The organism is Acidimicrobium ferrooxidans DSM 10331, from assembly GCF_000023265.1.
In the GTDB taxonomy this organism is placed as follows: Bacteria; Actinomycetota; Acidimicrobiia; order Acidimicrobiales; family Acidimicrobiaceae; genus Acidimicrobium; species Acidimicrobium ferrooxidans.
Map to the genome: position 1 here is coordinate 1,348,548 of NC_013124.1, position 26,460 is coordinate 1,375,007.

The 26,460-nt window shown below is 68.1% G+C and carries 25 protein-coding genes, 2 tRNA genes and 2 pseudogenes; 12 read left to right on the plus strand and 17 right to left on the minus strand.

Features of this window, described 5'->3' with window-relative positions; genetic code table 11:
- Window positions 1-125 precede the first annotated feature (125 nt).
- The 3 genes from lepA to AFER_RS06680 are packed head-to-tail and all read left to right on the plus strand — an operon-like array spanning window position 126 to window position 3,206.
- A complete protein-coding gene (gene lepA, locus AFER_RS06670) occupies window positions 126-1,913 on the plus strand; it encodes a translation elongation factor 4 (RefSeq protein WP_015798712.1) in 1,788 nt (595 codons plus the stop codon).
- 37 nt (window positions 1,914-1,950) lie between these two features.
- Entirely contained in the window at window positions 1,951-2,709 is a 759-nt protein-coding gene (locus tag AFER_RS06675) for a beta propeller repeat protein (protein ID WP_015798713.1), read from the plus strand.
- Window positions 2,697-3,206, plus strand: a complete 510-nt coding sequence (locus AFER_RS06680) for a hypothetical protein (protein WP_041661743.1) — start codon at window positions 2,697-2,699, stop codon at window positions 3,204-3,206. The genes AFER_RS06675 and AFER_RS06680 overlap by 13 nt, the downstream gene beginning before the upstream one ends.
- 160 nt (window positions 3,207-3,366) lie before the next feature.
- Here AFER_RS06680 and AFER_RS06685 read toward each other — a convergent pair whose 3' ends face one another.
- From AFER_RS06685 to AFER_RS06695, 3 genes are read right to left on the minus strand one after another with little or no spacing between them, the layout of a single operon-like run.
- A complete protein-coding gene (locus tag AFER_RS06685) occupies window positions 3,367-4,086 on the minus strand; it encodes an FAD:protein FMN transferase (RefSeq protein WP_015798715.1) in 720 nt (239 codons plus the stop codon).
- On the minus strand, window positions 4,083-4,550 hold the full coding sequence (locus AFER_RS11090; protein ID WP_015798716.1) for an FMN-binding protein: 468 nt from the start codon (window positions 4,548-4,550) through the stop codon (window positions 4,083-4,085). The genes AFER_RS06685 and AFER_RS11090 overlap by 4 nt, the downstream gene beginning before the upstream one ends.
- Window positions 4,551-4,559: 9 nt before the next feature.
- Window positions 4,560-5,903: a ferric reductase-like transmembrane domain-containing protein gene (locus AFER_RS06695; protein WP_015798717.1), complete on the minus strand. Its 1,344-nt coding sequence runs from the start codon at window positions 5,901-5,903 to the stop codon at window positions 4,560-4,562.
- Window positions 5,904-5,991: 88 nt separating this feature from the next.
- Here AFER_RS06695 and AFER_RS06700 point away from each other — a divergent pair, with 88 nt between their 5' ends.
- A complete protein-coding gene (locus AFER_RS06700) occupies window positions 5,992-7,362 on the plus strand; it encodes a cryptochrome/photolyase family protein (protein ID WP_015798718.1) in 1,371 nt (456 codons plus the stop codon).
- On the opposite strand, the gene AFER_RS12020 is transcribed toward AFER_RS06700, so the two are convergent.
- From AFER_RS12020 to trxA, 3 genes are read right to left on the minus strand one after another with little or no spacing between them, the layout of a single operon-like run.
- On the minus strand, window positions 7,262-8,269 hold the full coding sequence (locus tag AFER_RS12020) for a DNA polymerase III subunit delta (RefSeq protein ID WP_015798719.1): 1,008 nt from the start codon (window positions 8,267-8,269) through the stop codon (window positions 7,262-7,264). The genes AFER_RS06700 and AFER_RS12020 overlap by 101 nt on opposite strands.
- Window positions 8,270-8,271: 2 nt before the next feature.
- On the minus strand, window positions 8,272-9,117 hold the full coding sequence (gene folP / locus AFER_RS06705; protein ID WP_015798720.1) for a dihydropteroate synthase: 846 nt from the start codon (window positions 9,115-9,117) through the stop codon (window positions 8,272-8,274).
- A 2-nt stretch (window positions 9,118-9,119) separates the two neighbouring features.
- On the minus strand, window positions 9,120-9,827 hold the full coding sequence (trxA, locus tag AFER_RS06710; RefSeq protein WP_015798721.1) for a thioredoxin: 708 nt from the start codon (window positions 9,825-9,827) through the stop codon (window positions 9,120-9,122).
- A gap of 75 nt (window positions 9,828-9,902) precedes the next feature.
- Here trxA and AFER_RS06715 point away from each other — a divergent pair, with 75 nt between their 5' ends.
- The gene (locus AFER_RS06715) at window positions 9,903-10,766 is read left to right on the plus strand and encodes an aldo/keto reductase (protein WP_015798722.1); all 864 of its coding nucleotides are present in this window, start codon (window positions 9,903-9,905) and stop codon (window positions 10,764-10,766) included.
- Window positions 10,763-11,542 carry an alpha/beta fold hydrolase gene (locus tag AFER_RS06720; RefSeq protein ID WP_015798723.1) on the plus strand — a complete coding sequence of 260 codons (780 nt, stop codon included), beginning with the start codon at window positions 10,763-10,765 and terminating at the stop codon, window positions 11,540-11,542. Before AFER_RS06715 ends, AFER_RS06720 begins: the two co-directional genes overlap by 4 nt.
- Here AFER_RS06720 and AFER_RS06725 read toward each other — a convergent pair.
- From AFER_RS06725 to AFER_RS06750, 6 genes are all read right to left on the minus strand, one after another.
- Window positions 11,539-12,243: a leucyl/phenylalanyl-tRNA--protein transferase gene (locus AFER_RS06725; protein WP_015798724.1), complete on the minus strand. Its 705-nt coding sequence runs from the start codon at window positions 12,241-12,243 to the stop codon at window positions 11,539-11,541. The genes AFER_RS06720 and AFER_RS06725 overlap by 4 nt on opposite strands.
- Window positions 12,244-12,253: 10 nt before the next feature.
- Window positions 12,254-12,907 carry a pyridoxamine 5'-phosphate oxidase family protein gene (locus AFER_RS06730; RefSeq protein WP_143711972.1) on the minus strand — a complete coding sequence of 218 codons (654 nt, stop codon included), beginning with the start codon at window positions 12,905-12,907 and terminating at the stop codon, window positions 12,254-12,256.
- A gap of 40 nt (window positions 12,908-12,947) precedes the next feature.
- Window positions 12,948-13,694: an ABC transporter ATP-binding protein gene (locus AFER_RS06735; RefSeq protein ID WP_015798726.1), complete on the minus strand. Its 747-nt coding sequence runs from the start codon at window positions 13,692-13,694 to the stop codon at window positions 12,948-12,950.
- Window positions 13,695-13,723: 29 nt separating this feature from the next.
- Complete coding sequence (locus tag AFER_RS06740; protein WP_015798727.1) at window positions 13,724-15,130, minus strand: ABC transporter permease; 1,407 nt, start codon at window positions 15,128-15,130, stop codon at window positions 13,724-13,726.
- Window positions 15,131-15,762: 632 nt separating this feature from the next.
- A complete protein-coding gene (locus AFER_RS12935; protein ID WP_083769328.1) occupies window positions 15,763-16,599 on the minus strand; it encodes a transposase in 837 nt (278 codons plus the stop codon).
- 1,183 nt (window positions 16,600-17,782) lie between these two features.
- Window positions 17,783-17,856 (minus strand) — tRNA-Ala (locus AFER_RS06750).
- 29 nt (window positions 17,857-17,885) lie between these two features.
- On the opposite strand from AFER_RS06750, the gene AFER_RS06755 reads away from it, so the two are divergent.
- The 3 genes from AFER_RS06755 to AFER_RS06765 are packed head-to-tail and all read left to right on the plus strand — an operon-like array spanning window position 17,886 to window position 20,053.
- Entirely contained in the window at window positions 17,886-18,827 is a 942-nt protein-coding gene (locus AFER_RS06755) for an HNH endonuclease (RefSeq protein ID WP_015798728.1), read from the plus strand.
- Between the two features lie 21 nt (window positions 18,828-18,848).
- On the plus strand, window positions 18,849-19,178 hold the full coding sequence (locus AFER_RS06760) for a transposase (protein ID WP_015797627.1): 330 nt from the start codon (window positions 18,849-18,851) through the stop codon (window positions 19,176-19,178).
- Window positions 19,175-20,053, plus strand: a complete 879-nt coding sequence (locus tag AFER_RS06765; RefSeq protein WP_015797628.1) for an IS3 family transposase — start codon at window positions 19,175-19,177, stop codon at window positions 20,051-20,053. The genes AFER_RS06760 and AFER_RS06765 overlap by 4 nt, the downstream gene beginning before the upstream one ends.
- Before the next feature lie 262 nt (window positions 20,054-20,315).
- Here AFER_RS06765 and AFER_RS12940 read toward each other — a convergent pair.
- A pseudogene (locus AFER_RS12940) lies at window positions 20,316-20,411 on the minus strand (integrase core domain-containing protein); the annotation flags it as partial.
- 51 nt (window positions 20,412-20,462) lie between these two features.
- Here AFER_RS12940 and AFER_RS12945 point away from each other — a divergent pair.
- Window positions 20,463-20,864, plus strand: a complete 402-nt coding sequence (locus tag AFER_RS12945; protein ID WP_425358544.1) for a hypothetical protein — start codon at window positions 20,463-20,465, stop codon at window positions 20,862-20,864.
- Here AFER_RS12945 and AFER_RS06775 read toward each other — a convergent pair.
- Together AFER_RS06775 and AFER_RS06780 are read right to left on the minus strand one after the other, a co-directional pair.
- Entirely contained in the window at window positions 20,745-21,623 is an 879-nt protein-coding gene (locus tag AFER_RS06775) for an IS3 family transposase (protein WP_015798729.1), read from the minus strand. The two genes, AFER_RS12945 and AFER_RS06775, sit on opposite strands and share 120 nt — an antisense overlap.
- The gene (locus tag AFER_RS06780; protein ID WP_015798730.1) at window positions 21,620-21,949 is read right to left on the minus strand and encodes a transposase; all 330 of its coding nucleotides are present in this window, start codon (window positions 21,947-21,949) and stop codon (window positions 21,620-21,622) included. Before AFER_RS06780 ends, AFER_RS06775 begins: the two co-directional genes overlap by 4 nt.
- Window positions 21,950-21,999: 50 nt before the next feature.
- On the opposite strand from AFER_RS06780, the gene AFER_RS12025 reads away from it, so the two are divergent.
- Complete coding sequence (locus AFER_RS12025; RefSeq protein ID WP_041661747.1) at window positions 22,000-23,031, plus strand: type I restriction enzyme endonuclease domain-containing protein; 1,032 nt, start codon at window positions 22,000-22,002, stop codon at window positions 23,029-23,031.
- A 164-nt stretch (window positions 23,032-23,195) separates the two neighbouring features.
- Here AFER_RS12025 and AFER_RS12665 read toward each other — a convergent pair.
- Both AFER_RS12665 and AFER_RS06790 read right to left on the minus strand, forming a co-directional pair.
- Window positions 23,196-23,705: pseudogene (locus AFER_RS12665) on the minus strand (tyrosine-type recombinase/integrase); the annotation flags it as partial.
- 79 nt (window positions 23,706-23,784) lie between these two features.
- Window positions 23,785-23,857: transfer RNA gene (locus tag AFER_RS06790), tRNA-OTHER, on the minus strand.
- 80 nt (window positions 23,858-23,937) lie between these two features.
- On the opposite strand from AFER_RS06790, the gene leuS reads away from it, so the two are divergent.
- Window positions 23,938-26,385, plus strand: a complete 2,448-nt coding sequence (leuS, locus tag AFER_RS06795; protein WP_015798732.1) for a leucine--tRNA ligase — start codon at window positions 23,938-23,940, stop codon at window positions 26,383-26,385.
- The last annotated feature ends 75 nt before the right edge of the window (window positions 26,386-26,460 follow it).

Sequence of the window (26,460 nt, forward strand, 5' to 3'; positions counted from 1 at the left end):
CCCGCGACACCAACCCACGAGCACACCCGCGTACGCTCGAGAGCGGTGCAGCGCAAGCCGCAGCACTCGGACGACGAAGTCTAGCCGTGAGGCCAGCGCATCCTCGCACCTAGGCTGGAGCGACCATGGTGGACCCGGCCTCGATCCGCAACATCTCGATCATCGCACACATCGACCACGGCAAGTCGACGCTCTCCGATCGCATCCTCGAACTCACCGGCGCGGTGGACGCCCGCAACATGCGCGAGCAGTTCCTCGACTCCCTCGAGATCGAGCGCGAGCGTGGCATCACGATCAAGGCTCAGAACGTGCGAGTTCGATGGGGTGGAACCACCATCCATCTGATCGACACGCCCGGCCACGTCGACTTCGGCTACGAGGTGTCGCGTTCGCTCGCCGCCTGCGAGGGGGTCGTGCTGCTCGTGGACGCCTCGCAAGGCATCGAGGCACAGACGCTCCACAACTGCTACCTTGCCCTTGAGCACGACCTCACCATCGTCGCCGCCCTCAACAAGATCGACCTGCCCGCAGCCGACCCCGATCGAACGGCCCTCGAGATCGAGACGGTGCTCGGCATTCCCGCCTCCGAGATCCTGCGCATCTCCGCCAAGACCGGCGAAGGCGTCCCTGCGCTCCTCGACGCCGTCGTGGAGCGCGTCCCAGCACCGACGGGGGACCCGGATGCCCCGCTTGCCGCCCTCATCTTCGACTCGGTCTACGACCAATATCGAGGGGTCGTCAGCTCGTTGCGGGTCGTCAACGGCACCGCGCGCGCGGGCGCCCAGATTCGCCTCATGCAGGCCGGCACCGTGCACACCGCCGAGGAGATCGGGGTGCGGCTGCCCGCCTCGACACCGGTCGCCGATCTCGGGCCGGGCGAGGTCGGCTACCTGATCGCTGGGATCAAGGACGTCGGCGAGGCACGCTCGGGCGAGACGGTGACCCAGGCGGATCGTCCAGCCGATGCACCCCTGCCGGGCTACGAGCATCCCAAGCCGATGGTGTTCTGTGGTCTCTACCCGGTCGACGGCGACGACTTCGAGGACCTGCGCGACTCCCTCGAGAAACTCCGGCTCAACGACGCGAGCTTCACCTACGAGCCGGAGACCTCGGCCGCTCTCGGCTTCGGCTTTCGCTGTGGCTTCCTCGGCCTCTTGCACATGGAGATCGTGCGAGAGCGGCTCGAACGCGAGTTCGGGCTCAGCCTCATCGCAACCGCGCCCAGCGTGAACTACCGCATCACCTTGACCTCCGCTACGACGATCGAGATCGCAAGCCCCGCAGCCATGCCGCCACCGAACCAGGTCGCTGAGATCGCCGAGCCGATGCTGCGCATCTCGATCATCTCTCCCAGCGAGTACATCGGCACGCTCATGGATCTCGCGTCGACGCGTCGAGGGTCGCTCGTCACGATGACGTACCTCTCTCCCGAGCGCGTCGAGCTCATCTACCGCATTCCGCTCGCCGAGGTCGTGATCGACTTCTACGACCAGTTGAAGAGCCGGACGCGCGGCTATGCCTCCCTCGACTACGAGCCCGACGGCTACCAGGTCGCCGACCTCGTCAAGCTGGACATCCTCATCAACCAAGAGCCCGTCGACGCCTTCACCGCGATCGTCCACCGCGACCACGCCTACGACTACGGTCGCCAGCTGGTGACCCGCCTCCGCGAGCTCATCCCCCGTCAGCTGTTTGACGTCCCGATCCAAGCAGCGATTGGGTCGCGCATCATCGCCCGCGAGACGGTCAAGGCTCGTCGCAAGGACGTACTCGCCAAGTGCTACGGGGGTGACATCACGCGCAAGCGCAAACTCCTCGAGAAGCAGAAGGAAGGAAAGAAGCGCATGAAGCAGATCGGCCGCGTCGAGGTACCCCAAGAGGCCTTCATCTCCGCCCTGCGCATCGACCGCTAAGGCGACACCCTTCGCCCAGGTGCGCGAGCGTCGCTGCATGAGGAGGGGCACGCGCACCATCGCCATCGCCGCGGTCGTCGTGCTCGTCGGTGGAGGGACCGCATTGGCCATCGGCGTGCGGAGCAGCCCTCCCACGGTGCCCCGGTCGCGCTCCCATCCCTCGGCGAGCACCGCGGCGGCGCGGACGACTCAGGGGGTAGCGATCACTGGCGCGCCGACACCGGACCACGTCTCGACGGTGCAAGACGTCATCTGTTCGGGGGCGACCTGCGTCGCCGTCGGCAGCTCACCCTCCGGCGACCCCCTCATGTGGTGGTCGAGCGACGGCGGCGCCACCTTCCAGCCCAGCGAGGCCACAATCCCCGCCGACGTCACCCTCAACGGCGTCACGTGCCAAGAACAGACCTGCGTCGCGACCGGCCTCGCGAGCGCCCCGCCCCCCGCGGGGACGCCGGTGGCGTTCGCCTCGACCGATGGGGGGCGCTCCTTCACACCCACCACGCTGCCCGAGGGCGCGGGAGGGGACGGGCTCGCCTGCTCGCGCTCCCTCTGCGTGCTCGCCGAGCTACCGCTCGGGACGGGCGGCGTGGGGTCAGTCCTCGTCGCGTCGCATCCCCTCGGACCCTGGACGCAGCTCTACCTGTCGTTCGCCCCTGCCGCATCACCCACAGCACCGACCACGAACATCCTGCGGTCGAGCGGCCTCGCCGCCTGTGCCGAGGACGGCCCCTGCCTCGTCGCCAACGAGGTCACCACGATCATGGCCCTTCGTACGTCCCCACCGTGTGGACACTGACTGGACCACGTTCGGCACGCGTCGTCGTCGCGACACCCTCTGCCCCGCTCGGCGGTGGAGGGCTCTGGTCAGGGATCACGACCTGCGCGATCCTCGCGCCTCGCTCGGGCACCACGTACTCCCTCGTCGTCGCGACGACGAGGGCGAGCACGCGCGACGTCGTCACCGATCCCTCGGGATCCGCATCCTCGGACCAGGACCCATTCCTCGATCCCCGCGTCCTCACCTGCATCAATCGCTCCTGCATCATCGCATCCCCGTCGAAGTTCGCGCCCGCAGCCCTGTGGGCCGAGCGCGACGGGCGTCTCACGAGGCTTCCTAACTCCCTCCCCGCCTGGATCCAGCTCGGCCTCTCCGGGACCGCCGAGCCCTCGCGAGGCACGCTCCTCGTCCCCGCACCGGCCCACGACGGCTCCATGGACGCGACGCTCCTGCGACTCTCGGTCTCGCCGACGGGCGTCACGCCCAAGGGATTCGTCACGCTCCCTCCGTCGTAGTGGGTCAGCGTGCTGTCGCGCCGTACGAAGCCGAGCCAACCACGACGAGGACCGCGGCTCACAATGCCTCGATGCCGATCACACCCGCATGAACCGCCAGCCCCGAAGCAGGCATGCACGGTGACGGTACGCGAGGACCGAAGCTCGCCACCTCTCCCCGTCATGCCGAAGCGAGCACCTCGATCGCACCACCCCAACGACGCTCGCCGCCGCGTGTGACCACGTACCACCCCACCCCGGGGATGGCCGAGAGCGCCGCCGCGAGCGCCTCACCTGCGACGAGGAGGGCCGTCGCCAAACCGTCGGCGAGCCACAGGGTGGGCGCGCACACGGTGGCTTGGCTGAGCGCGAGCTGACCCCCGGGGGCACGCACGTGATCGCCTCGCTCCAGCGTGCCGGACGTTGCGACGCCGCCATCTTCGACCCGAAGCACGGCCACGAGGGCACCTCGGACCTGGGGATGTGCCACCCCGACCCGATGATCCCCGCGGAGCCAGACGTCCCCGCCTGCCGCCACCGAAACTCGTGCACCGGGCGCGAGATCGGCGAACGCCTCGAGCGCGGCACGCTCGACGATCCACCCCTTGGCCACGCCGTCGAGATCGAGGCCGAGCGGGCCGTGGGGATCGAACGCACCGTGAGTGAGCACCCGAAGGACCTCAGCGAGTGCCTCGACCTCGCGCAGCGCCGGATCGTCGACCACCTCGCCGCGGCGCCGCCGTAGGAGTGCCGAGTCGTCCCGCCAGGCCGACAGGGATCGCTCGAGTGCCTCGACACGGGCGACGAGCCGCTCGCACCGACTCTCCGCCGATCCATCCTCCACGCCTTCGATGGCGACGCTCACGACCGTTCCCATCGCCTCGAAGGTGACCTGGCTCACGTCCGAGCGCGCTCCCGGTCGAGCGCAGCCTGCACCGAGGTCGCGTAGGCCTCCGAGGTGTAGGTCGCGCCGGTGACGACCTCGATCGGGAGGCCTTGTGCCGCGAGCACCTCGTGGTCGAGGATGCCGACGGCCGCTTGCTCAAGCGCGGCTGAGTAGCTATCGGCGGCGACGAAGTGGATCACTTGAATCGATTCGAGCCGGTGCCGTGCGAACGTCACGGCGGTCTGGAGTTCGCCGTAGCCGTAGTTGATGGTGGCGCCATCGACCGTGGTGGGAGCGACGGGCGCATACGTCGCAACGGCGCGGTGGGCCTTCGTCGACGACGACGCCGTGTGAGCGGCGGCAGAGGAGCCGAAGACGTCGGCCGCGAGCGCATGGAGCGATCGGAGTCCACCACCGGCACCGACGACGATGGCAAAGCTCGCGACCGCCGAGGTCACCGAGAGCGCAGCTCGCCGCATCGCACCTCCTCAGATCGTGTAGGGGTCACCATGGATGGCCCGTCGCCTCGCACCACGCTGGAGTGCCACCGCACCGACGGCGGTGACGAAGGCAGGCGGCCCCGCGATCCACACGTCGGCGCTCCGCAGCTCGCCCACCCCCTCGAAGATGGCAGACAAAGGCACCTCGCGTCGCGAGCCCACCAGCACCCGCACGCTGCCGTGGCGCTCGGCCACCAACCTGCGGATCTCGTCGCCGAGCACGAGATCCGCCTCGTCGCTCACGCGCACGATGACCTGGGGGCGTGCCGCTGCATCGAGGTCAGCCAACAGGGCGAGGGTCGCCGTCTGACCCGCGCCCCCGGCGACGAGGATGGCGCGTCGCTCGCTGCGCTCGGCGACGGTGAACGACCCGTAGGGACCCTCGATCCTGACACGGCTCCCGAGGCCCACGTTGGCGAGGTCGTCGGTGAAGTCCCCGATCCGACGCGCAACGAGGCGAAGCCCACCGGGCTCACGCCCGTGAAGGACCGTGAAGGGATGGGCCTCGAGACGACGCCCGGGCACATCGAGCCTCCAGAGGCAGTACTGACCGCCACGGAACGAGAGCGGCCTCGCGACGGCGACCTCGACCTCGACGTAGCGACCGTCTCCGAGGGTGCGCACACCTGCGACTCGCAGGTCGAGCGCGCGCGAGAGGCGCCACGGCTTGATGAGTCGAAACACGATCACGCCGAGCGCCGCGAGGACCCACGCAACGATCCAGACGGCACGGGCCAGGGGATGGCGGATGAAGGTGGGTCCGAGCGCAAGTTCGTGGGCGACGGCGAGCACGAGCGCGCCATAGAGCGCGAGATGCACCGCCCACCAGCGCTCTCGGGGGATCCGAGAGCGCACCCACGGCACGGAGATCGCACCGACCACGACGAGCACCACGGCGGCGATGGTGGCCTCGACGAGGCCCACGGACGAGGTCACCACCTGGCCCGTCGCTCCGAAGAACGACGTGTGGGTCGCGACCGCGGCCGCACCGATCGCGAGGATGACGTGGGCTGTGATGAGTCCGATCGCCCACGGCGCCACCTGGCGGTGCCAGCGCATGACCCGAGGCTGCCCGATGGCCTGGTCGAGCCATGGCATCCGCGACGCGAGCACCACCATGATCCAGGCGAGAACCGACCCCACGAGTCCGGTCAGCGTGGACGCTGCAAGCAGCGACCCTCCAGGGGCGTGCACCTCCGCGAGGGTCCCATCGACCACCGGGGCCGCAAGGGCGACGCCGACGGCCACACCAAAGACGACGGCAAGCACGTCAGCGCCGGCACGCCGAGGACGCTCACTTGCCCAGGTCGACGACTCCACCGCAGCGCTCACGCCCACCTCCTTGCTGAGGAGCCTACGGGCGCGCGGCTCGCGATGGCTCGCCGGCGACGGCGAGCGATGCTGGGCTAGCCTCAGCTCCGTGCGCGTGCTCTGGCTCCGAGGCGACCTACGCTCCTACGACCACGCCGGCTGGTCTGAGCTCGGCATCGGCGACGCAGCGGTCTTCGTCCTCGACCCGGGCCTTGCCCGACATGCGTCGCCCATTCGCCGCGCATGGCTCGCCGGTGCGCTCGGCGAGATCGACGACTGGACCGACCACCGACTCTCGCTCCTCCACGCGCGCCACGGCGACGAGCTCGCTGCGATCTTTGCCGCGTGGGGCGCGACGGAGGTCCTCACCCATCAAGGCGTCGCGCCGGGGATCCGCCGTCGGATCGACGCCACCCGCCGCTCGCTTGAGGCACGGGGAATCGCACTGCGCGTCGTCGACAGCGCCTACGCCGTTGCGCCCGGGTCCCTGACGCGACCCGAGGGTGGCGCCTGGAGGGTCTTCGGCGCCTTCTGGCGCCAGTGGCGCCCGGCCGTCCACGGCCTCGGCCCCTTCGAGGCGACCGCACCGCCTTCGCTCGCGGTGACCGAGCGCCACTTCGAACCCGCCGACCTGCGACCCCCCGATCAGCCGCTGCTCACCCCGCAACGCACGGCCCTCGAGCGGCTCGAGCGCTTCGTCGACTCGCGACTTGCGCACTATGCCGCCGACCGCGACCGACCCGCCGTGGCAGCCACCAGCGAGCTCTCTCCTGCCCTTCACATCGGCGCGATCCATCCGCGCACCATCCTCGCCGCCCTCGGCGACCTCGATCGCGCGGACCGGTTCGTCCGCGAACTCGCCTGGCGCGAGTTCTACGCGCACGCGCTGTGGCACCATCCCGACCTCGTCGATCTCGAGCTGGACCCGACCCTGCGCCAGATCGCCTGGGACGAGGGCGACGAGGCCGACGCTCGATTCCGGGCCTGGTGCGACGGTCGCACCGGGTTCCCCATCGTCGACGCCGGGATGCGCGAACTCGCCGCCACCGGCTGGCTCCACAACCGCGTCCGCATGATCGTCGCCTCGCTCCTGGTCAAGGACCTCCACCTCGACTGGCGTCGAGGGGCGGCGTGGTTCGAAGCCACGCTCGCCGACGCGGACATCGCTTCCAATCGTGGCAATTGGCAGTGGGTGGCCGGCACCGGTCTCGACGCAGCTCCCTACTTCCGCGTCTTCAACCCGACACTCCAGGGCAAGAAGTTCGACCCCGACGGCCACTACGTCCGCCGGTGGGTCCCCGAGCTCCGTGCGTGCCCGACCAGCCTCATCCACGAGCCGTGGCGCTGGGTGGGACGAGAGAACGCGGGCTACCCCCTCCCTATCGTCGACCACGACCGGGAGCGACGCGAGGCCCTGGCGCGCTACGACGCTGCGCGCGCCTCGGCACCAGGCTCGCCGCGCGCGCGACGAGCAACCTGAGGGTCGTCTCGTCGGGGGCAACGGAGTCACCTCGAAGATCGCGTGCAGCGGTGGCGACGAGACGCACGAGCCGACCCGCGCGCTCTGGACCGATGGCGGCAGCGAGCTCGCCCAGCGCTCGCGCGGCAAAGTCTGGGCGCGGTCGCAGGCCTGCTTCCCGCAGCGCTGCGTTCACGCCAGCACCGTCGCGCGCGCCCGTCCCCGCAACCGCGAAGAGCTCGAGAACACGCCGCTCGATGAGCGTGAGCAGCAGCACCGTGGGCATCTGCGCAGCGAGCATGGCGTCGAGGACCTCGAGCGCTCGCGGGAGATCGCCAGCCTCGATCGCGTCGGTGAGCTCCCAGGGCGGACGGGCGCCGACCTCGAGCGCGACCGCACCCAGCGCCTCCTCGTCGACGCGACCGCCCTCACCAACGACCCCGACGAGCGAACGGGCGATGGATCCGGCTCGCGAGACCTCCTCTCCGAGCGCCCAGGCGAGCTGATCGACGACCGCTGGTTCTGCACTCAGACCGACCTCACGAAAGGCGTCCTCGATCGCCGCACGCCTTCGATCACTGCGCAGGCGGCGCCGATCTTCGACGTGGTTGTCGACGTGCGCGACGACCGACTTCGCCGGCTCCCCCACGACGACGAAGACGACTTCGTTGGGTCCAGGAGCCTCGCTCGCGGCCTTCACGAGCTCTCCGGCCTCGCGTGCCGCGAGCGCGCCAAGCCCGGTGACGACGATGCGCCGACGATCGGCGAACATCGGCAGCTGCGAGAACGACGTTGCGAGCTCATGGACGGCTGCCGCATCGACCATGGCGTGCAGGAACTCCACCTCTGCCGCCACGCCGCGCTCGCGTTCGACGACCCGCTGGACTTCGACCTCGTCATCGCAGGCCACGAGGCGAACGGAGGCCATCGCTAGGCGCTCGCCGAGATCGCCGCCAATGTGTCGAGCGCACGACGCGCTCCACGCACGTCGTGCATCCGGAACAGGCGCGCGCCCCGTAGGTAGGCGATCGCGGCTGCAGCGATGGACGCCTCGCGTCGCTCCCCGACCTCGAGCCCAAGTGTCTCGCCGACGAAGCCCTTGTTCGAGGTGGCGACCAGCACCGGATAGCCGAGCTCGACGAGGCGATCGGTGGCGGCGAGGAGGGCGAGCGACTGCGACGTGGTCTTGCCGAGGTCGAAACCAGCGTCGAGGATCACCTGGGATGGGCCGAGGCCCGCGGCGAGCGCCCGCTCCGCCCGCTCGGCAAGGAACCCAACGACCGTCTCGACGAGATCGTCGTAGTGCGGATCGGGGTCGTCGACGCGTGGGGCGAGACGAATGTGAGTCGCGACGACGGCGGCATCGCCCGCCGCAGCGACTTCGAGATAGGCAGGGTCGCCAAAGCCAGAGATGTCGTTGCCGATGTGGGCGCCCGCCTCGAGTGACGCCCGGAGCACCTCACTGTGCCACGTGTCGACGGAGATGGTCACGTCAAAACGACGAGCCACGGCCTCCACCGCAGGTACCACCCGATCGAGTTCCTCGGAGAGGCTCACCTCGGGGCCAGCGCCCGCCTTGACTCCACCGATGTCCACGATGTCCGCCCCGGCCTCGACGAGCCCCTCCACGTGGGCGAGGAAGCGATCGAAGGCGAAGTAGGACCCGTGGTCGAAGAACGAGTCAGGGGTGCGATTGGCGATCCCCATCACGAGGGGACGGCTCGCATCGAGCACGCGACCGCGTGCCACGAGCGACGGCGCCGGGGCGACGGTCATGCCTAGAACAGCGCTGAGGTCAGTCGCCGGCGCCAGGTCGAGACCCGTGGGTCCCCCTCCGGCAAGAGCCGGAGCAGGTCGAGGAACTCCTGGCGCGCCTCCTCGTCGCCCTTCACACGCCCGAGCAGGTCTTCGAGGCGCGACTCGATGGTCGCCTCGTCGAGGGCAGCCTCGCCACGAGCCGCGAGACGCGCCCGAGCCTTGAGCGCAGCGATCGGCTCGGTATCGGGGAAGCGCGCGAGGATCGCTTCGGCCTCCTCGAGCTCGCCGCGGACGAGCAGCAGCTCCACGAGTCCGACCGCAGCACGCTCGTTCCCGGGCTCGAGCTCGAGCGCCTGACGCAGCGAGGGTTCGGTACCCTCGGCGATCAGCACGTCGACGACCGTTTCGGCCGGGGCGAGCTTCGTCACGAAGTCGCGCACGGCCTGCTCCGGATAGGCGCCGACGAAGGAGTCCACGACCTTGCCGTCACGGATGGCGAACACCGCCGGAATGCCCTGCACGCGAAAGGCCTGCGCGATCCCGGGGTTCTCGTCGACGTTGACCTTGGCGAGCACCACTCGCCCCTCGGTCTCGGCCACCACCTTCTCGATGATCGGGCTCAGCGTGCGACACGGGCCACACCAGGGCGCCCACAGGTCGACGACCACAGGCCGCTCCTTCGACGCCTCGAGCACGTCGCGTTCGAACGTCGCATCGGTGACATCCATGCACTCCAGTCTAGGAGCCACGCCCAGAGGGCTCGTGAGCCCAAGCCCTCGGCACGAATGGCCTAGGCTACCGGCATGGAACAGCGCATGTTGGGCCGCACCGGCCACGCGTCCAGCGTGGCGATCCTCGGATGCTGCGCCTTCGGCGACGGCGACGTCGACGCCACCGGCCACTCCCTCGAGGCCGCACTCGCCGCTGGCGTCAACCACCTCGACATCGCACCGTCGTATGGGCAGGCGGAACTCGCCGTCGGGGCACACCTCCCCTCGTTCCGCGACCAGGTCTTCCTCGCCGCCAAGACCATGGAGCGCACCGCCGACGGCGCGCGCCGCGAACTCGAGCGCACGCTCGAGCGCCTACGCACCGACCACCTCGACCTCTACCAGTTCCACGCCGTGACCAGCGACGAGGAGCTCGACCAGATCACGGCTCCTGGCGGGGCGCTCGAGACGTTCCTCGCCGCGCGCGACGAGGGCACGACGCGCTTCCTCGGCATCACCGGCCACTTCCTCGACGCCCCACGCGTCTTCCGACGTGCCCTCGATCGCATGCCCCTGGACACCGTCATGCTGCCCCTCGGCATCGCACACTTCGTCGACCCGGCCTATCGCCGCGACGCCGAGGCCCTCCTCGAGGCGGCAACCGAGCGCGGCGTCGGGGTCATGGCCATCAAGGCGCTCGCACGCCGCCCGTGGCCCAAGTCCACCCACGCCTACGAGACCTGGTACGAGCCGTTGGACGAGCCCTCGCGCGTGCAGGTCGCCGTCGACTTCACCCTCAGCTTGCCGGTCACCGGGTTCGCGACCCCGTGTGACCGACGCCTGCTGTCCCTGGCGCTGCGTGCCGCCGAGGCCTCCCAGCCCCTCGACGAGGCCGAGCGGGAGGCGGTCCTACTCAGCCAGGATCTCGCGCCGCTCGGACGGGATGCGGGCCTGTGAGCACGACGAGCCGTCACGTCGAGCTGCGCGGGCCGAGCGACGCGCCGGCCATCGTCCTCTTGCCCTCCCTCGGCACGCAGGCCGCCCTCTGGGACCTGGTGGCGACCGTGCTCGAGGAGCGGTGGCGCCTCGTGCTCATCGAGCACCCGGGGCATCGACCCGGCGCCGGCCCGACGCCGGTCGCGGCCTCGGTGGAGGCCTACGGCCGCGAGGTGCTCGAGGTTCTCGACGCACTCGGGATCGAACGCGCCCACGTCGTCGGGGTCTCGATCGGTGGCGCCATCGCCCTCGCCCTCGCACGTGACCACCCCGAACGCATCCGGCGCCTCGGCGTGGTCGGCGCACCGCGCCGCTTCGGCTCGGCCGAGGCCTGGCACGAGCGCGCAGCTGCCGTCCGCGCCAACGGCACAGCGAGTCTCGTCGACGGTCTGCTCGAGCGCTGGGTGCCAACGGGCTGGTCGGATGCCAATCCGAGCGAGCGTGACCAGGTCGCCGACTGGGTCCGCGCGTGCGACGACGAGGCCTACGCACGCCACTGCGAGGCGCTCGCCAAGTTCTTGTTCGCCCCCGACCGTACCGTCGAAACGCCCACCCTTCTCGTGACGGGGCGCGACGATCCGGTCGCACCGCCCGCAGCCGTGCTCGATCTCGCGGCCTCGTTCGCCGCCGCCACGGTGGTCGTGCTCGGGCGATCACGACACCTGCCGTGCCTGAGTGAGCCTCGCGCCCTGGCGACCCTCCTCGACGACCACCTGAGCGGCCGGCTCGACGACTAGGTCGCCAGAGGGTGCCTCAGCGCGGCACGCAACCTCTCGCGGCCAAGTCCGAGGTCGCCGCGCACCAATGGGCGGTTCGGCTCGGCGAGGAGCGGCCGCAGCAACGCCCGCGCCTCGGCCCTCGCGACCGCCTCGAAGCCAAGCAAGGCTAGGTGGGCCGTCATCCACTGTCCATCGATGACGCCGTAGCCCGCGTCCTTGGCAGCGACGACGAGCCCCAGGAACGCCACTTTCGATGCGTTCGGCACCAGCGAGACCATGGACTCACCGACGAAGCAGCGTCCGAGCCCGAGTCCGAACAAGCCGCCGACGAGACGACCTCCCAGCCAGCACTCGACCGAGTGCGCGAGGCCTCGTGCGTGCAGCTCGCGGTAGAAGCGCCGAAAGGTGGCGTCGATCCACGCACCTGGTCGAGCCGGATCCGCGCACGCCTCGAGCACGGCATCGAAGGCGGTGTCGATGCGCACGGATGCCCGATCGACCTCGCGGAGCACCGAGCGGTGGGCAATGCGCGAGAGATCTCCCTCGAGGCGAAGAAGCGCGCGCCACCTGGGCTCGAACCAGCCGAGCACCCCTTCGTCCAGCCACATGGGAAACCGAGCGTTGCGGTAGCCCTCGAGGACCCTGTCCGGTTCGAAGCCGAACTGGACGTCCACGAGGTCGTCCTCGTGGGGCCCGACCACCTCGGCGAGCGTCGGCACGCGCCCTCGCTCAGGCGAGGCCGGGCCCGTCGTCGCGAGCGACCAGGCGACGGACCGACACGGGCACCGCGACACCGAACGCGAGATCCGGGGCGGGCTCCGCCCAGCGCGTCGGCGCCCCGACGTGGATCACCCCTGCCCATGCGTTGCCCGTGAGGTCATCGGGCTCGTCGCTCGGCCAACCAGCGGACACCTTGAGCGACCACTCCACGATCGGCACGCGGAGCACCATGGTGGCGAGGAGCTCTCGACGGAGGGGACGACGAACTTCCGCCGTTCGACCGGGGAGGAGCTTGTCGGTGATCCGATCGAGCGCGCGCTCTCGCTCCTTGCCCTCGAGCACCGTCCCCGTACCGAAGAGCACCGCGGAACGGTAGCGAAGGCTCGAGTGGAACGCACTGCGCGCCACGATGAGCCCGTCGAGGTGCGCGACACTGATCGCGAGCGCCCCGCCCGCCTTGGCATGTCGCATCCACCCCGACCCGACCGACCCGTGGAGCACGAGCGCGTCACCGTCGCGAGCGAACGCCGTCGGCACCACGACCGGTCCGTGGTCGCGAACGACGGCAACGTGTGCGATCAGCTCCTCGTCGAGGAGCTGATCGAGGGCGGCTCGATCGTCGGAGCGCCGATCGCGTTCACGGGTGAGGTCGGTACGCACCACGCGCTCACGCTACCAAGGTGCGGCCAGAACGCAGCGAGACTCAACCAGCCGTCGTCGGCTCGCCCGAGGGCCCGCGCTGTCCGTCGGCGCGCTCGGCAACCGTGCCATGGTCGATGACGAGCCTGCGCCGAGCGCGACCGGCGACGGTCGAGTCGTGCGTCACCACGATCAGCGTGATCCCTCGATCCCGCCACAGGCCCTCCAAGAGCGCGACGATGTCGTCGCGCGTCTGCTCGTCGAGGTTGCCGGTCGGCTCGTCAGCGAGCAGCACCTCGGGGTCCTTGACAAGCGCACGCGCGATCGCCACGCGCTGCTGTTGGCCACCCGAGAGCTCCGTAGGCAGGTGCTGAGCCCGATCAGCGAGTCCCAGCTCTTCGAGTACCCGTGCTGCCCGCTTGTGCCGTTCCTCGGTCTCGACGTGCAGCGGCACGAGCGCCGTCTCGACGTTCTCCTGCGCCGTCAGTGTCGGTATGAGGTTGAAGGTCTGGAAGACGAACCCGAGCGCGGTAGCGCGGAGCTCGGCAAGCTCGGCTTCGCCGAGGTGCGCGAGATCGCGGCCCTCGAAGCGCAACTCACCGGCGTCTGGCCGATCGAGTGCTCCCAGCAGCGTCAAGAGCGTGGTCTTGCCCTGGCCGGTCGGGCCCTGAATGGCCACGAACTCCCCGCGCTCGATCACGAGATCGACACCGTCGAGTGCGTTGACGACGGCGCCGTGGCGTCGAAACGACTTACGAACACCACGTAGCTCGTACAGCGGCTCCATGTCTCGAATCTGTCCTTCGGTCATGCTCGACTCCTTCTCGTCCTGACGCACGCTTACTGCACACTCCGAAGCGCGTCCGCCGGCCGGAGCGAGGAAGCTCGCCAGGCACCAAGGCCACCGGCCACCAGCCCGCCGATGATGGCCAGGCCGACCGCAAGTGCAATGGTGTCAGCCTGCAAGGGGGCACTCAGATGCACGAGGACGGTTCGTACGCCCGCTGCCTGGCGCAGCCCAGCTCGCACACCCGCGAAGCCGCCGCCGAAGCCACCACCGCCAAAACCACCACCGAAGGCCACCGATCGACCGACGGTCGCTCGAAGTGTCGGTGACGCCGCCGAGAGAGCTTCGGCCCCAGCGATGCCGAGAACAAGGCCAGCGATGCCGCCACCGACGCCAAGGACGAGTCCTTCGCTCATGACCTGGGCAACGATCCGGCGCGTTCGCCACCCAATCGCCTTCAAGGTGCCGAACTCACGGGTGCGCCTCGACACGGCAGCCATCATCAACAACCCTGCGACCAGCACCGCCATCACCAGCGCCGCGACGGAGATCCACTTCCCGAGACTTGAGAGCAGACTGCTCGTACTGGCCAGCGACCCCGAGACGTCGCTGGCAAGACTCGCCGAGGTCGACACCGTCACACCTGGGAGGATCTTGGCCACCTCGCTTGCGAGCGTGCTGACGTTGCTCGCGCTCTGCGCGCTCACGTAGATCGTCGAGATGTTGCCCGCCTCGCCCGAGAGCTGCTGCGCGGTGGCGAGCGGCAGGAACACGTCGGCCGTGCTCGTTGGCGTCGTCGCGATGCCGATGACCTTCACCGACGCGCCTCCGACGTCGAGGGTCGAGCCGACGGAGAGCTGCTGGGACGTCGCATACCCGCTGCTCACGATGGCGACGTCCTTGGTGGCGTCCGCCGCGGTGAAGTACGCGCCCTTCGTGACCTCGGAAGGAGTGAGAGGGCCGACGCCGCTCGACGAGATCTGGACTCCATCCACGCTGAAGGAGTTGATACTGAACGAACCGCCGCCACCACTGCCAAAGGTCGGAACAGTCCCCGAGAACGACGTGTCCGTGAGCTGGAGACCGCCGGTCGCACCCGCGACGCCGCGCAACCGAGCAACCTTCGAGACGTCAGCGGCCGGCAACGCGGCCTGACCACGAGTCAGATGCAATCGGTTACCTGCGAGACGCGCACTCCTCGCAGCTCGGGGGTTGAAGGCTCCCGATCCAAAGCCAAAGCGCTCACCCCCGAAGCTCCCGGGCGTTGCGGTCTTCGAGACGATCATGTCCGTACCGACGCCGTACAAGCTGTGGAGCACCTCGCCATCGGCCGAACGCACGCCAGCCGTTGCAGCCGAGACCGTCACAACGAGGCCGATTCCTACAGCAAGCCCGGCCGACACGAGGACGGCCTGTCGACTGCGCCGACGCAGTTCACGCCTCACGTAGGTTGTGATCATCGAGAGCTCCTCGTAACCAAGCGATCGGTGTCAATGCTGCTGGAGCGTACGGAGCATGGTTGGGGCACGTCTGAGGAACTGGTGTGAGCAGGCTTCCGCTTCGCCGGATGCCGTGACACATCGCTCACATCTGCAACGAATCGCCCTCGAAGCCCCCACGACGACCCGTTGGCGTGGCAAAGGCCCATTTCGACGCCCGGTTGCGCCCGGGGATTGGTGGAGTGGACAGTGCCCTTCCCCCATTCGAGGTTGACACCTGCTTGAGGAGGAAGGGATGAGTCAGACACCACGCCTACCCCCGGCCGCCGGGACCGAATGACAACACGCAGCCGCGATCACCTCCCACCGAGCGGTGTCACTGCACTGCCTGGCTGGCCTCAGCCCACCACGCAAGGCTCTTCCTCGGCGGGCGAGGCCAGCACGCGAGCAGCGCGGAGGGGCCGAGACGTCTTCGAGGTGCCCGCCGTGTGTCGTCACTCGTGGCAGTTTCGAGCTCGACCATGGACTCCTCTGACAGGTCGTGTGGCTCGAAGACGCCCCATGTGCCGTGCTGGCCGAGCACGACAGCGGTGATGAGGCGCACGAAGCCACTTCGCGCCCGAAGACCCCGACACGTGGTGCGCCGCTCGATCTCATGATGGGCCCGACCAGAGCGGGTTCGTGACGAGATCGTGCGCGAGGAGCTCTCGGGAAGCTGTGCAGACCTCCTCTGTGGCCTCGGCGACCATGGCGCGAGCCGCTGGGAGCCTCGTGGGTAAGCGAGTCGATGACCTCGTCGTACTGGGTCGGGAGTGCTGCCGGGGAGGCTTCGAGCAAAGATCGTGCGGATCTTGAGCCAGGACCATCTCCGTAGCTCCCCTTCTGCGATGCGAGCGAGCACGTCGCGCATGCTGCACGCAGCAGCGCTCACGAGTTCGCCCGACGAAGGAGCTGGCGATGGCTTGGTGAGCCCGCCCTCGCCCATCGGAGTTGCACAGGTGCACACCACCGAGACACACGATCGCTGGGCTCCCTCGAGCACTCGCCCCGCAAACTCTCGCTCTGCCCATCGCCGACACAGCACTTCCGAAGACCTCGCACACCCCGGCGCTGTGGATGCCCGTGATGGCCACCCGGATACTAGAGATGACCTGGTGCTCGAGGCGGCCCATGACGCCAGGTGGCATGGGCGAAGGGGGAGCAGAACTCGAGCGATGGCCCAGCCTGTGGTGATGGAACCTTGCCATCTCCTCGTCGAGGGATGCGACGATGCGGGAGACCTCGCCCTTTGCGATCTCCGTCCGACCGCAGGCCGCGATGAGGTCATCGACGCTTCGGGTGCTGAGCCCCCGAGACGTTGGCCTCCAGAACCACGCACGTGAGAGAGCACGATCGACCCGGCGGCGGCGCTCGCCGATGGCTGGGACGAGCTCCCCACACGGAGCTGTGCGGATTGCGGAGCTCCACGTGCCGCCCTTGGTGACGAGCAGACGGTCGCGCTAACCGTTGCGCTTCGCGTCTGGCGTCTCTCGCCTCGTTCGTCTCGGCAAGCGCCGATGACCGCTGCTGTCTCTTCCCCGATGAGGGCTTGGAGGATGAGCTGGCCCCCTCTCGGGAGAAGTCGATGTCTCCGCCTGCTCTGATGGCGCCAGGGCACGCCGGGAGCGTCGGAGGGGGTCAGGGCCACCTGAGTGGCTCCTCTGGCCATCTGTTGTCTGACACGCCAGAGATCGCTCAGTGGCCCGCCCTCCTCGCGTGCAGGCCGCCCGGCAATGACACCACGTGGTGGGATGGCACTGCGTCCAGCGCGTCGAGCGCGATCCTCGCGAGCGGGATCGAACGGCGGCTCCGCTGCGTCTTGACGGCCCCTCGATGATGTGAGAACCTGCGACGTGGCGCGAAGTGCGGACGTGGAGCGTGTCGCCCTCGACGTCCCCCAGCGCAGCCCGAGCAGTTCAGCTCGGCGTAGTCCCGTCACGAGCGCGAGCACGAACAGGTTTCCGAGCCGTTCGGACTTCGCCTCAGCGAGGAACCTGGCTACCTGCTCGGGGGACAGCGGGGGCAGCTCGACGCGAGGCGCAGAGCGAATGGGTTCCACCCCTTGCGTCGGATCGTTCGCGAGGAGCCCTCTTGCCATGCCCCAGCGCGCAGCTTGGCCGAGCACGTCCCTGAAGAGCTTCAGGGTGCGCGGGGAGAGGTTGGGGTTGTGCGCGAGGAGCTTTTCGACGTGGCGGAAGTTCAGCCCGTCGAGCCTCACGTGGCCGATGATGGGTGAGATCGCGCCCACGGCGTAGGGATACTGCGCAAGCGTTGCCTCGCGAACGTTGCGGGAAGCGAGCCAGGCATCGAGCAAGTCGGCAACCGTCTTGATGCCTCGCTCGGGGGCAAGCATGCGATCCCGCTCGGCTCGGAACGCAGCGAGGGTGGCTTCAGCTTCGTAGCAAGTGTCGCAGAGCTTCGACCGGTACACCTGGCGGCCGTCGAGCGTGGAGCACAACGCCGCTCGGTGCTTCCCATACGCGGGTGTGATGGTCCCGTACCCTCGCGTCCGTCGCCGTGCCATGTCGTCCGACGTCGCACGCTCGAGACGATAGGTCGCACGATAAGGGCAAAAATAAAGCCCCCGAGCCTCTGCACTCGGTCGTATATGGCCTCTGAGCTGGGCTTTTGGAGTGGAGGTGATGGGACTCGAACCCACGAACCTCTTGACTGCCAGTCAAGCGCTCTACCAGCTGAGCTACACCCCCGTGCTGTCGGTAGTGTAGTGGGTGGCGTCATGCCGCTCGTCGATGGCCCGCTGCCGGTGACGGTTGCTGTCGTGGCCAGCAGGGCGACTGCGATGGGGGAGGCGATGGATCTCTGGGTGGCGAACACGGATCGAAGGTGGTTCGACTTTCTGCGCCAGGCGGGACTCGAGGAGGTGAACTTCTGGTCACCCTCACCGTCCCCTCCGAGTTCGGCGATCGCGGTCGGAACCCCGTGGATCTTCCGCCTGAAGAAGCCTGATTACGCACTTGCCGGATTCGGATACTTCGCTCGCTTCGAGCAACTTTCGGCCAGGTTGGCATGGGATCGGTTCGGACAGGGAAACGGTTTCGCCTCGTTCGAGGAGTTCCTCGATCAGGTCGTACGGCTCCGACGCCTGCTGAGGACTTCGTATCCCGATCGCGACACCAAGATCGGCTGCACGACGCTCGTCGGCGCCTGCTTCCTCGAGGAGGATCGTTGGCTTGCGCCAGTCCCTGGGTTCGAGCCCAATGTCGTGAGGGGCAAGGGTTACTACGTCAACTCCAGTGAAGGTGATGCGATCTCCGAATGGCTCGCCCAACAGCAGGCGGCTGCAGCACTGCCGGAGTCGGTTGCCGCACTGCCCGTGGCTGGGTACAGGGAGGCGCTGACTCGCGTGCGGCTGGGTCAGTATGGCTTCCAGGCGCTCGTGCGCTCGGCTTACGGGGGGCGCTGCGCCATCACCGGAGAATCGACCGCTATCGCGCTGGAGGCCGCCCACATCGTTCCCTTCGCGCTCGAGCAGCGCCACGACGTGCGGAATGGGTTGTTGCTCCGAGCCGACTTCCACCGACTCTTCGACGCCGGGCTCATCGGGGTGGATCCCAGCGAATGGACGGTTCGCGTTAGCCCTGCGATCGCGGACCCGGACGAGAATGGCCAGCTCTACCCGACCTACCAAGGACAACTGGCCTTCCCCCCTCCAGGTTGACACCTGCTATAGGAGGAAGGGATGAGCCAGACACCGAACCCACCACCGGGCGACGGCCCCGCTGGACGACGACGCGGCCGCTACCCGAGCCAGTTCCGCAAGGACGCGGCAGCGTTGGTTCTCGACCAGCGCCGCACCATCGCTGACGTCGCCCGTGAGCTTGGCATCAACGAGCAGACCCTTGGTAACTGGGTCCGTCAGGAACGCATCGACCGAGGTGAGCGAGAGGGCCTGACGAGCGCCGAGCGCGAGGAGCTGACACGGCTGCGCCGCCAGGTCAAGCAGCTCACCGTGGAACGCGAGCTGCTCAAGCGAGCGATGGCCTTCTGGGTGAAGGAGGGGGGACAGTGAGCCGCTACCACTGGATCTCCCGCCAGGAGGCCAAGGGCTTCTCTGTAGCGGCAGCAGCACGAGTCATCGGGGTCTCTCGCCAGGCCTACTACGCCTGGCGACACCGTCGGGACCGAGGCGAGGATCCCGAGCACCTGGTGCTCGCGAGCGAGCTTCGCGCCATCTGGCACGAGAGCGACGGCACCTACGGCAGCCCCCGCATCACCCACGAGCTGCGACGGCGCGGGTTCTGCGTGAACCACAAGCGGGTGGAACGCCTGATGCGCGAGCTCGAGATGGCAGCGGGCCCACGCCGGCGCTTCGTAGTCACGACGAGGCGGGGAGAGGACGCAGCGCTCCCGGACCTCGTCCGTCAGGACTTCGCTCCTGGTGAGCCGAAGCGCAGGTATGTGAGCGACATCACCTACGTCCGCACCGATGAGGGGTTCTGCTATCTCGCCACGGTGGCAGATCTTGGCTCGAGGCGCATCGTGGGCTGGTCACTTGGGCGTCACATGCCCGATGACCTGGTGGTCGAGGCGATCCGCGAAGCACTCGGGACTCGGGGCAGCCTGGCTGGGGCGATCTTTCACAGCGATCGCGGCAGCCAGTACCTCTCCCGGAAGGTACGGAGCCTGCTCGCGACCCTTGGCATTCGCCAGTCGGTGGGGAGGGTCGCGACCTGCTACGACAACGCCGTGGCCGAGTCCTTCTTCGGGAGCTTGAAGCGCGAGCTGGTGGCTCGCTACCGCTTCGCGAACCTCTCAGGGGCTCGCTCTGCCATCGCTAGCTGGATTCACCGTTACAACACGGTCCGCCTGCACTCAAGCCTCGGGTACCTACCGCCCGTCGAGTACGAGCTCTCCTGGGCCTGCCGGGAGGTGGCCGTGGCCTAAATTCAGACTGTCAAGCAAATGGGGGGAAGCCCAAACCTCTGAAAGTCGTTCCTCGCGACCGGCAGTACCAGCCTGACCCGGAGCGACTCCGCTGGCACCTCTCGCACGTCTTCAAGGGCTAGCGGCCCTCCCCGAGACTCAGGGCCGAGATAGACGCCTCCTGCGACACTTCGACGCGGACGGTCGACTTCATGTGGCCTTCCCCCATTTGCTTAGCAGTCTGAATGTAGGCCGCGGCCACCTCCTCGCATGCCCAGGAGAGCTCGTACTCGACGGGCGGTAGGTACCCGAGGCTCGAGTGCAGCCGGACCGTGTTGTGACGGTGGATGTAGGCAGCGATGGCTGAGCGAGCCTCAGCGGATTCAACGACATCTACGGCCTCATCCAGGCCGTGGAGGACGGCGCGACGGTGCGGGTCTACTACGAGGCGAGGCTTGCGAAGGTCGAGCTGCCCGACGAAGCACGGGGAGCGCTCGATGCGGAGTTCGACGAGGTCGCCGAGGCAATGGAGACGGAGTCCAGGGAGCGTCTCAAGACCCGTTGGGCGCGCATCGAGGCCATCGTGGGCGCCGAGAAGCGCATCGCCGCCGTCGCGGCCGACATCGTCGAGCACTGGGAGAAGCGCCGCGCCGCCTTGACCGGCAAGGGACTCATCGTGTGGGCTTCCCCCCATTTGCTTGACAGTCTGAATTTAGGCCACGGCCGCCTCCTCCCGGGCCCAGGTGAGCTCGTACTCGATTGGCGGTCGGTACCCGAGGCTCGAGTGCAGCCGGACGGTGTTGTAGCGATGGATCCAGGCTGCGATGGCTGAGCGGGCCTCGGCGAGGTTCGCGAAGCGGTAGCGAGCCACCAGCTCGCGCTTCAGGCTCCCGAAGAAAGACTCGGCCACGGCGTTGTCGTAGCAAGTAGCCACCCTGCCCACCGACTGGCGAACGCCGAGGGTCGCGAGCAGGCTCCGAACCTTCCGGGAGAGGTACTGATTGGCGCGATCGCTGTGGAAGATGGCCCCAGCGAGGCTGCCCCGAGTCCGCTGGGCTCCCTCAATCGCCTCGATCACCTGTTTTCCTGGCATGCGACGCTGGATCGACCAGCCCACGATGCGCCTCGAGCCAAGGTCTGCCACCGTGGCGAGGGAGCAGAAGCCCTCGTCGGTTCGGACATAGGTGATGTCGCTCACGTACCGGCGCGCTGGCTCACGAGGAGCGAAGTCCTGACAGACGAGATCTGGGAGCGGTGTGTCTTCCCCACGCCTCGTGGTACGCACGAAGCGCCGGGGTGGGCACGCTGCCAGCCCCAGCTCGCGCATCATGCGCTCCACCCGCTTGTGGTTCACGCAGTAACCACGTCGTCGCAGCTCGTGGGTTACTCTGGGGCTGCCGTAGGTGCTGTCGCTCGCCTGCCAGATGGTGCGAAGCTCGCTCGCGAGCACCAGGTGCTCTGGGTCAGGGCCTCGGTCCCGACGGTGTCGCCAGGCGTAGTAGGCCTGGCGGGAGACCCCGATGACTCGCGCTGGCACCGCCACGGGCAAGCCGTTGGCCTCCTGGCTGGCAACCCAGTGGTAGCGGCTCACTGGTTGCCCTCCTTCACCGAGTGGGCCATCGCTCGCTTTGCCAGCTCGCGTTCCATCGTGAGCTGCTTGACCTGCCGACGCAGCCGGGTCAGCTCCTCGCGCTCGGCGCTGGTGAGACCTTCGCGCTCGCCGCGGTCGATGCGTTCGGAGCGCACCCAGTTGCCAAGGGTCTGCTCGATGAAGGCGAGCTCGCGGGCGACGTCGGCGATGGTTCGCCGCTGATCGAGGACCAACGCTGCGGCGTCCTTACGGAACTGGCTCGGGTAGCGACCTCGTCGACGTCGAGCTGGCCCGTCGGCCGGTGGTGGGTTCGGTGTCTGGCTCATCCCTTCCTCCTATAGCAGGTGTCAACCTGGAGGGGGGAAGGCCAGTGTGCATGAGTCGCCGTATCTGCGTAGAGCTCTACGACCAGATCGTCAAGCTCCGCGCCGACTGGCATGCCGACGATGACGCCGCCGGCACGATCAAGGTCGTCATCACGGGTTCTGCCTCGGACGGTCCTGAGCTCAACTACCACGTGCGGAGCAAGGAGCGGCTCGCAGCACTCAAGCAGCGCGCGAAGGATCCTGACGATCCCCTCGAGCTCGTCATCGTGCGCGACATGTGGCTCACGGGGTTCGACTCGCCATCGCTCCACGCGATATACGGCGACAAGCCGATGCGCGGAGCCGGTCTCATGCAGGCCATCGCTCGCGTCAACCGGACCTTTCGCGACAAGCCCGGAGGGCTCGTCGTCGACTACATCGGCATCACCGAGAGCCTCCGGGCGGCCCTTGCGGAGTACACCGAGCGCGATCGAGCTCGCCAGGAGGTCGGCGCACCCATCGACGAGGCCCTGGCCGTTCTTGAAGAGCACCACGAGGTCTGCTGCGAGCTGCTCTTTGGGTGCCCGTGGCGAGAGGCGCTCGAGTCCGGGAGCGACAAGGCGCGCATCGAGGCGATCATGGCAGCTCTCGAACACCTCCTCGCCGGCGCTGACATGGAGCTACCGGAGCGCTTCCTGCGCCACGTCCGCGCAGCCACTCAGAGCTTCGCCATTGCCGTAGCCTCTCCCGAGGCGGCCCGCTACCGCGGCGACCTTGCCTTCTTCCAAGCGGTGGCCGTCGAGCTGCGGCGAGCGCGGGCTGAGGAGCGGGCAAAGAGCGATGAGGTCGAGCTCGAGACGGCAATCCGTCAGGTCGTCTCCGACGCCGTGACGGCCTCCGGCGTCATCGACATCTACGCCGCCTCTGGTTTCGGCCTCCGCACCCCGGCTGATGTCCACTATGACGTGCTGAGGGGCTCCGAGCACGCCGGGCCGAGGCGCTGGAAGCTGCCTGGCGTGCTCACCCCGAGCGCTTCGTGCGCATGCGGCCCGAACCACCCCGGCTCCCTACAGCCGTCTGGATCAACCCACCGGAGGAGGTGAGCACGACGACACAGTGGAACTGAACCGGACGTGTCACTCAGAGGTTGACAGGCTCCGAGAACGCCGAAGGGATCACCACCGAGCGCCTCGAGGATGCGTGCCAGGTCGTCATCGGGGATCGCCTTACCGGTTGCCCGCTCCCCGCGAGCTGGACGGGACGCAGCCGCGACGTTGCGCTCGACGAGCCGCGAGGTCTCCACGTAGGCAAGCATGGCTCGCAACGTGGTGCGCACGAGGCGAACCGACGACGTGCTGAGCCCCTCGAGCGAGGCGAGGAACCTATCGACGTCAGGGGTCGTGACGGCGGCGAGCTCGCGCCCTCCGAGCGCCTCGACGATCCGCTCCGTGGCCCATCGGTACTGCGCGAGCGTCGAGGGGCGCACCTCGGTCGCCTTGAGCGTGAGCCAGGCTTCCGCGAGCTGACCCAGGGTACGGATCGTCTGGCGCGACGCGAGCCCAGCTTGGGCCGTCTTGCGAAGCCCCGCGAGGGCGAGCACAGCTTCGGCCTTGGTGTCGGCCACTCGCGAGACGTAGCGCAAGCGCCCGTTCGGGAGACGTTCGGGGAGCGGGTACCTCGCCATCCACCGATCCCCGTAGCGGTGAACCGCGCCCTCACCCTTGGCCCTGCGCGCCTTGCCCGTCCGCACGTGTCCAGGCAAGTTCGCCAAACCCATAGCCGCAACGATGGACGCGATCTTAGGGGGTTATAGTGGCGTGCATACTGATGCACAGATATCTACCAGGGGTTTTGAGTGGAGGTGATGGGACTCAAACCCACGAACCTCTTGACTGCCATCAAGCGCCCTACCAGCTGAGCTACACCCCCATGCTGGGTCCTCATACTGGGGCGCGCCCGAGTCCCGCAGGACGCCGAGCGCCCTCAAGGCGCGCCGTAGGCTGGTGGGCATGGCCGAGGAGTACGACCCACCCGCGCTGGAGCGCTCTTGGCAGGAGCGCTGGGACAACGACGAGACCTACTACGTCTCCGCCGACGATCCGCGTCCCAAGTCGTACGTCCTGTGCATGTATCCGTACCCGTCAGGATCTGCTCATCAAGGACACGTACGCAACTACGCCTTCGGCGACCTCAACGTCCGCTACCGCACCATGCGCGGGCATGCGGTGCTCTCTCCCTTCGGGTTCGACTCCTTCGGACTCCCCGCTGAGAACGCCGCGATCAAGACTGGGGTCCACCCTCGCCTGTTCACAGAGGAACGGATCGCTGAACTCAAGGCCTCCGTCAAGCGACTCGGTACCGCCTACGACTGGCGCCGCGAGATCAAGAGCCATGACCCCAGCTACATCCGATGGACGCAGTATCTGTTCCTGAAGCTCTACGAAGCTGGACTCGCCTACCAGGCCGATGCACCAGTGAACTGGTGCCCGGGTTGTCAGACCGTGCTCGCCAACGAGCAGGTGCTCCCCGACGGGACATGCGAGCGCAGCGGTGACGTCGTCGTCAGGCGCAATCTCCGTCAGTGGTTCTTCGCGATCACGCGCTACGCCAATGAGCTGCTCGACACCCTCGACGAACTGGCCTGGCCGGAACGTGTCAAGGTCATGCAGCGCAACTGGATCGGCAGAAGCGAGGGGGCCGAGATCGACTTCCCACTCGCGGACGATCCCACGCGCTCCATCACGGTCTTCACCACACGACCGGACACCATTTTCGGGGTGACCTTTCTCGTTCTCGCGCCCGAACATCCCCTCGTCGAGTCGATCACACCACCAGAGCGTCGCGACGAGGTCGAAGCGTTCCGAGCCGACGTGGCGACACGCTCCGAACTCGAACGCCAGAGCGATGTCGCAAGCCTCGACAAGCGCGGACTCGCACTCGGCATCTCGGTGCGCAACCCCATCACCGGTGACGAAGTGCCCGTCTTCCTTGCCGACTACGTCCTCGCTCACTACGGGACGGGCGCCGTCATGGGCGTTCCCGGCGAAGACGAACGCGACTTCCGCTTCGCCACCGCATACGGACTGCCGGTCGTCGAAACGGTGACGCGCCCGAGCGACCATCCCGGCGGCGCATGGTCGGGTGATGGCACCAAGATCAACTCGGGACCCTTCGATGGCCTGAGCGTAGCGGCGGCCAAGCGGGCCGTCATCGAAGCGCTGGAGCAGCAAGGGGCGGGCCGGAGTCGAACCGTCTACCGCCTTCGCGACTGGCTGATTTCCCGTCAGCGCTACTGGGGCTGTCCAATCCCGATCGTTCACTGCTCGGCGTGTGGGACCGTCCCAGTACCCGAGGACCAGCTACCCGTCCTCGCTCCCGACGACGTCGAGTTCCTCCCCACCGGCGAGTCGCCGCTTGCTCGCCACGCGGGCTTCGTGAACACCACCTGCCCACAATGCGGCGGCCCGGCACGCCGCGAGACCGACACCATGGACACCTTCGTCGACTCCTCGTGGTACTTCCTGCGGTTCTGCGACCCCTTCAGTGAAGATCGCCCGTTCGATATCGCCGCGGTCGAAGCGTGGATGCCCGTCGATCAGTACATCGGAGGCATCGAGCACGCGATCCTCCACCTGCTCTACGCACGCTTCTTCACCAAGGCCCTCAGCGATCTCGGCCTCATCCCCGCGACGCTTCGAGAGCCCTTCCGACAGCTCTTCACCCAAGGCATGATCCGCTTCCATGGCTCGAAGATGTCCAAGTCGAAGGGCAACCTCGTCACGCCGCAGCAGTACTTCGACACCGTCGGTGCCGATGCGCTCCGGCTGTATCACTTCTTCGTCGGTCCGCCTGCGGACGACGTCGACTGGACCGACCAGACCGACGAGATCATCGAGGGCTGCGCCCGATACCTCCAACGCGTCTGGCGGCTGGCCGAGCGCATTGGGGTCACGGACACACCGACGAGCGCCCCGGTGGCAAACGACCTCGCCATCGCCATCGAGCGCCTCACCCAACGGGTCACGGATGCGATCGAGCGCTGGTCCTACAACGCCGCGGTCGCAGCGCTCATGGAGCTCGCGAACCTCCTCGGCGACGAGCGCCTCCTCGCCCAGCCCGACCTCGCCGACTTCGGCCTTGCGCGCCTCCTCACGATGCTGGCGCCGTTCACACCGCACATCACAGCAGAGCTCTTCGAGCGCCGCTATGGGCGCAACGTGCATCGCGAGCCCTGGCCAACCGTGGATCACGAACTCCTCGCGAGCGCCCGGACTACCCTGGCGGTCCAGGTGAACGGCAAGCTCCGCGGCACCATCGAGGTCGACCCTTCCATCGAGGAGTCCGAAGCCATCGACCTCGCTCGCGCCCTCCCGTCCGTCGACGCAGCGCTCGCAGGTCGCGAGCCCGAGCGCTGCATCGTACGACTCCCTCGAATCGTCAACTTCGTGGTCCGCTAGGAGTCCCCTGAACAACTCCTCCACGTAGGGCGGCTACGGGAAGCGCTTCCCTCCGCCTGTCAAGCGCCATTTGCC

Coding starts and splice junctions, on each gene's coding strand:
- lepA (WP_015798712.1), top strand. CDS start 126: ATGGTGGACCCGGCCTCGATCCGCAACATCTCGATCATCGCACACATC.
- AFER_RS06675 (WP_015798713.1), top strand. CDS start 1,951: ATGAGGAGGGGCACGCGCACCATCGCCATCGCCGCGGTCGTCGTGCTC.
- AFER_RS11090 (WP_015798716.1), bottom strand. CDS start 4,550: ATGCGGCGAGCTGCGCTCTCGGTGACCTCGGCGGTCGCGAGCTTTGCC.
- AFER_RS12020 (WP_015798719.1), bottom strand. CDS start 8,269: ATGGCCTCCGTTCGCCTCGTGGCCTGCGATGACGAGGTCGAAGTCCAG.
- folP (WP_015798720.1), bottom strand. CDS start 9,117: ATGACCGTCGCCCCGGCGCCGTCGCTCGTGGCACGCGGTCGCGTGCTC.
- trxA (WP_015798721.1), bottom strand. CDS start 9,827: ATGGATGTCACCGATGCGACGTTCGAACGCGACGTGCTCGAGGCGTCG.
- AFER_RS06715 (WP_015798722.1), top strand. CDS start 9,903: ATGGAACAGCGCATGTTGGGCCGCACCGGCCACGCGTCCAGCGTGGCG.
- AFER_RS06735 (WP_015798726.1), bottom strand. CDS start 13,694: ATGACCGAAGGACAGATTCGAGACATGGAGCCGCTGTACGAGCTACGT.
- AFER_RS06740 (WP_015798727.1), bottom strand. CDS start 15,130: ATGATCACAACCTACGTGAGGCGTGAACTGCGTCGGCGCAGTCGACAG.
- AFER_RS06755 (WP_015798728.1), top strand. CDS start 17,886: ATGCCGCTCGTCGATGGCCCGCTGCCGGTGACGGTTGCTGTCGTGGCC.
- AFER_RS06760 (WP_015797627.1), top strand. CDS start 18,849: ATGAGCCAGACACCGAACCCACCACCGGGCGACGGCCCCGCTGGACGA.
- AFER_RS06780 (WP_015798730.1), bottom strand. CDS start 21,949: ATGAGCCAGACACCGAACCCACCACCGGCCGACGGGCCAGCTCGACGT.
- AFER_RS12025 (WP_041661747.1), top strand. CDS start 22,000: ATGAGTCGCCGTATCTGCGTAGAGCTCTACGACCAGATCGTCAAGCTC.
- leuS (WP_015798732.1), top strand. CDS start 23,938: ATGGCCGAGGAGTACGACCCACCCGCGCTGGAGCGCTCTTGGCAGGAG.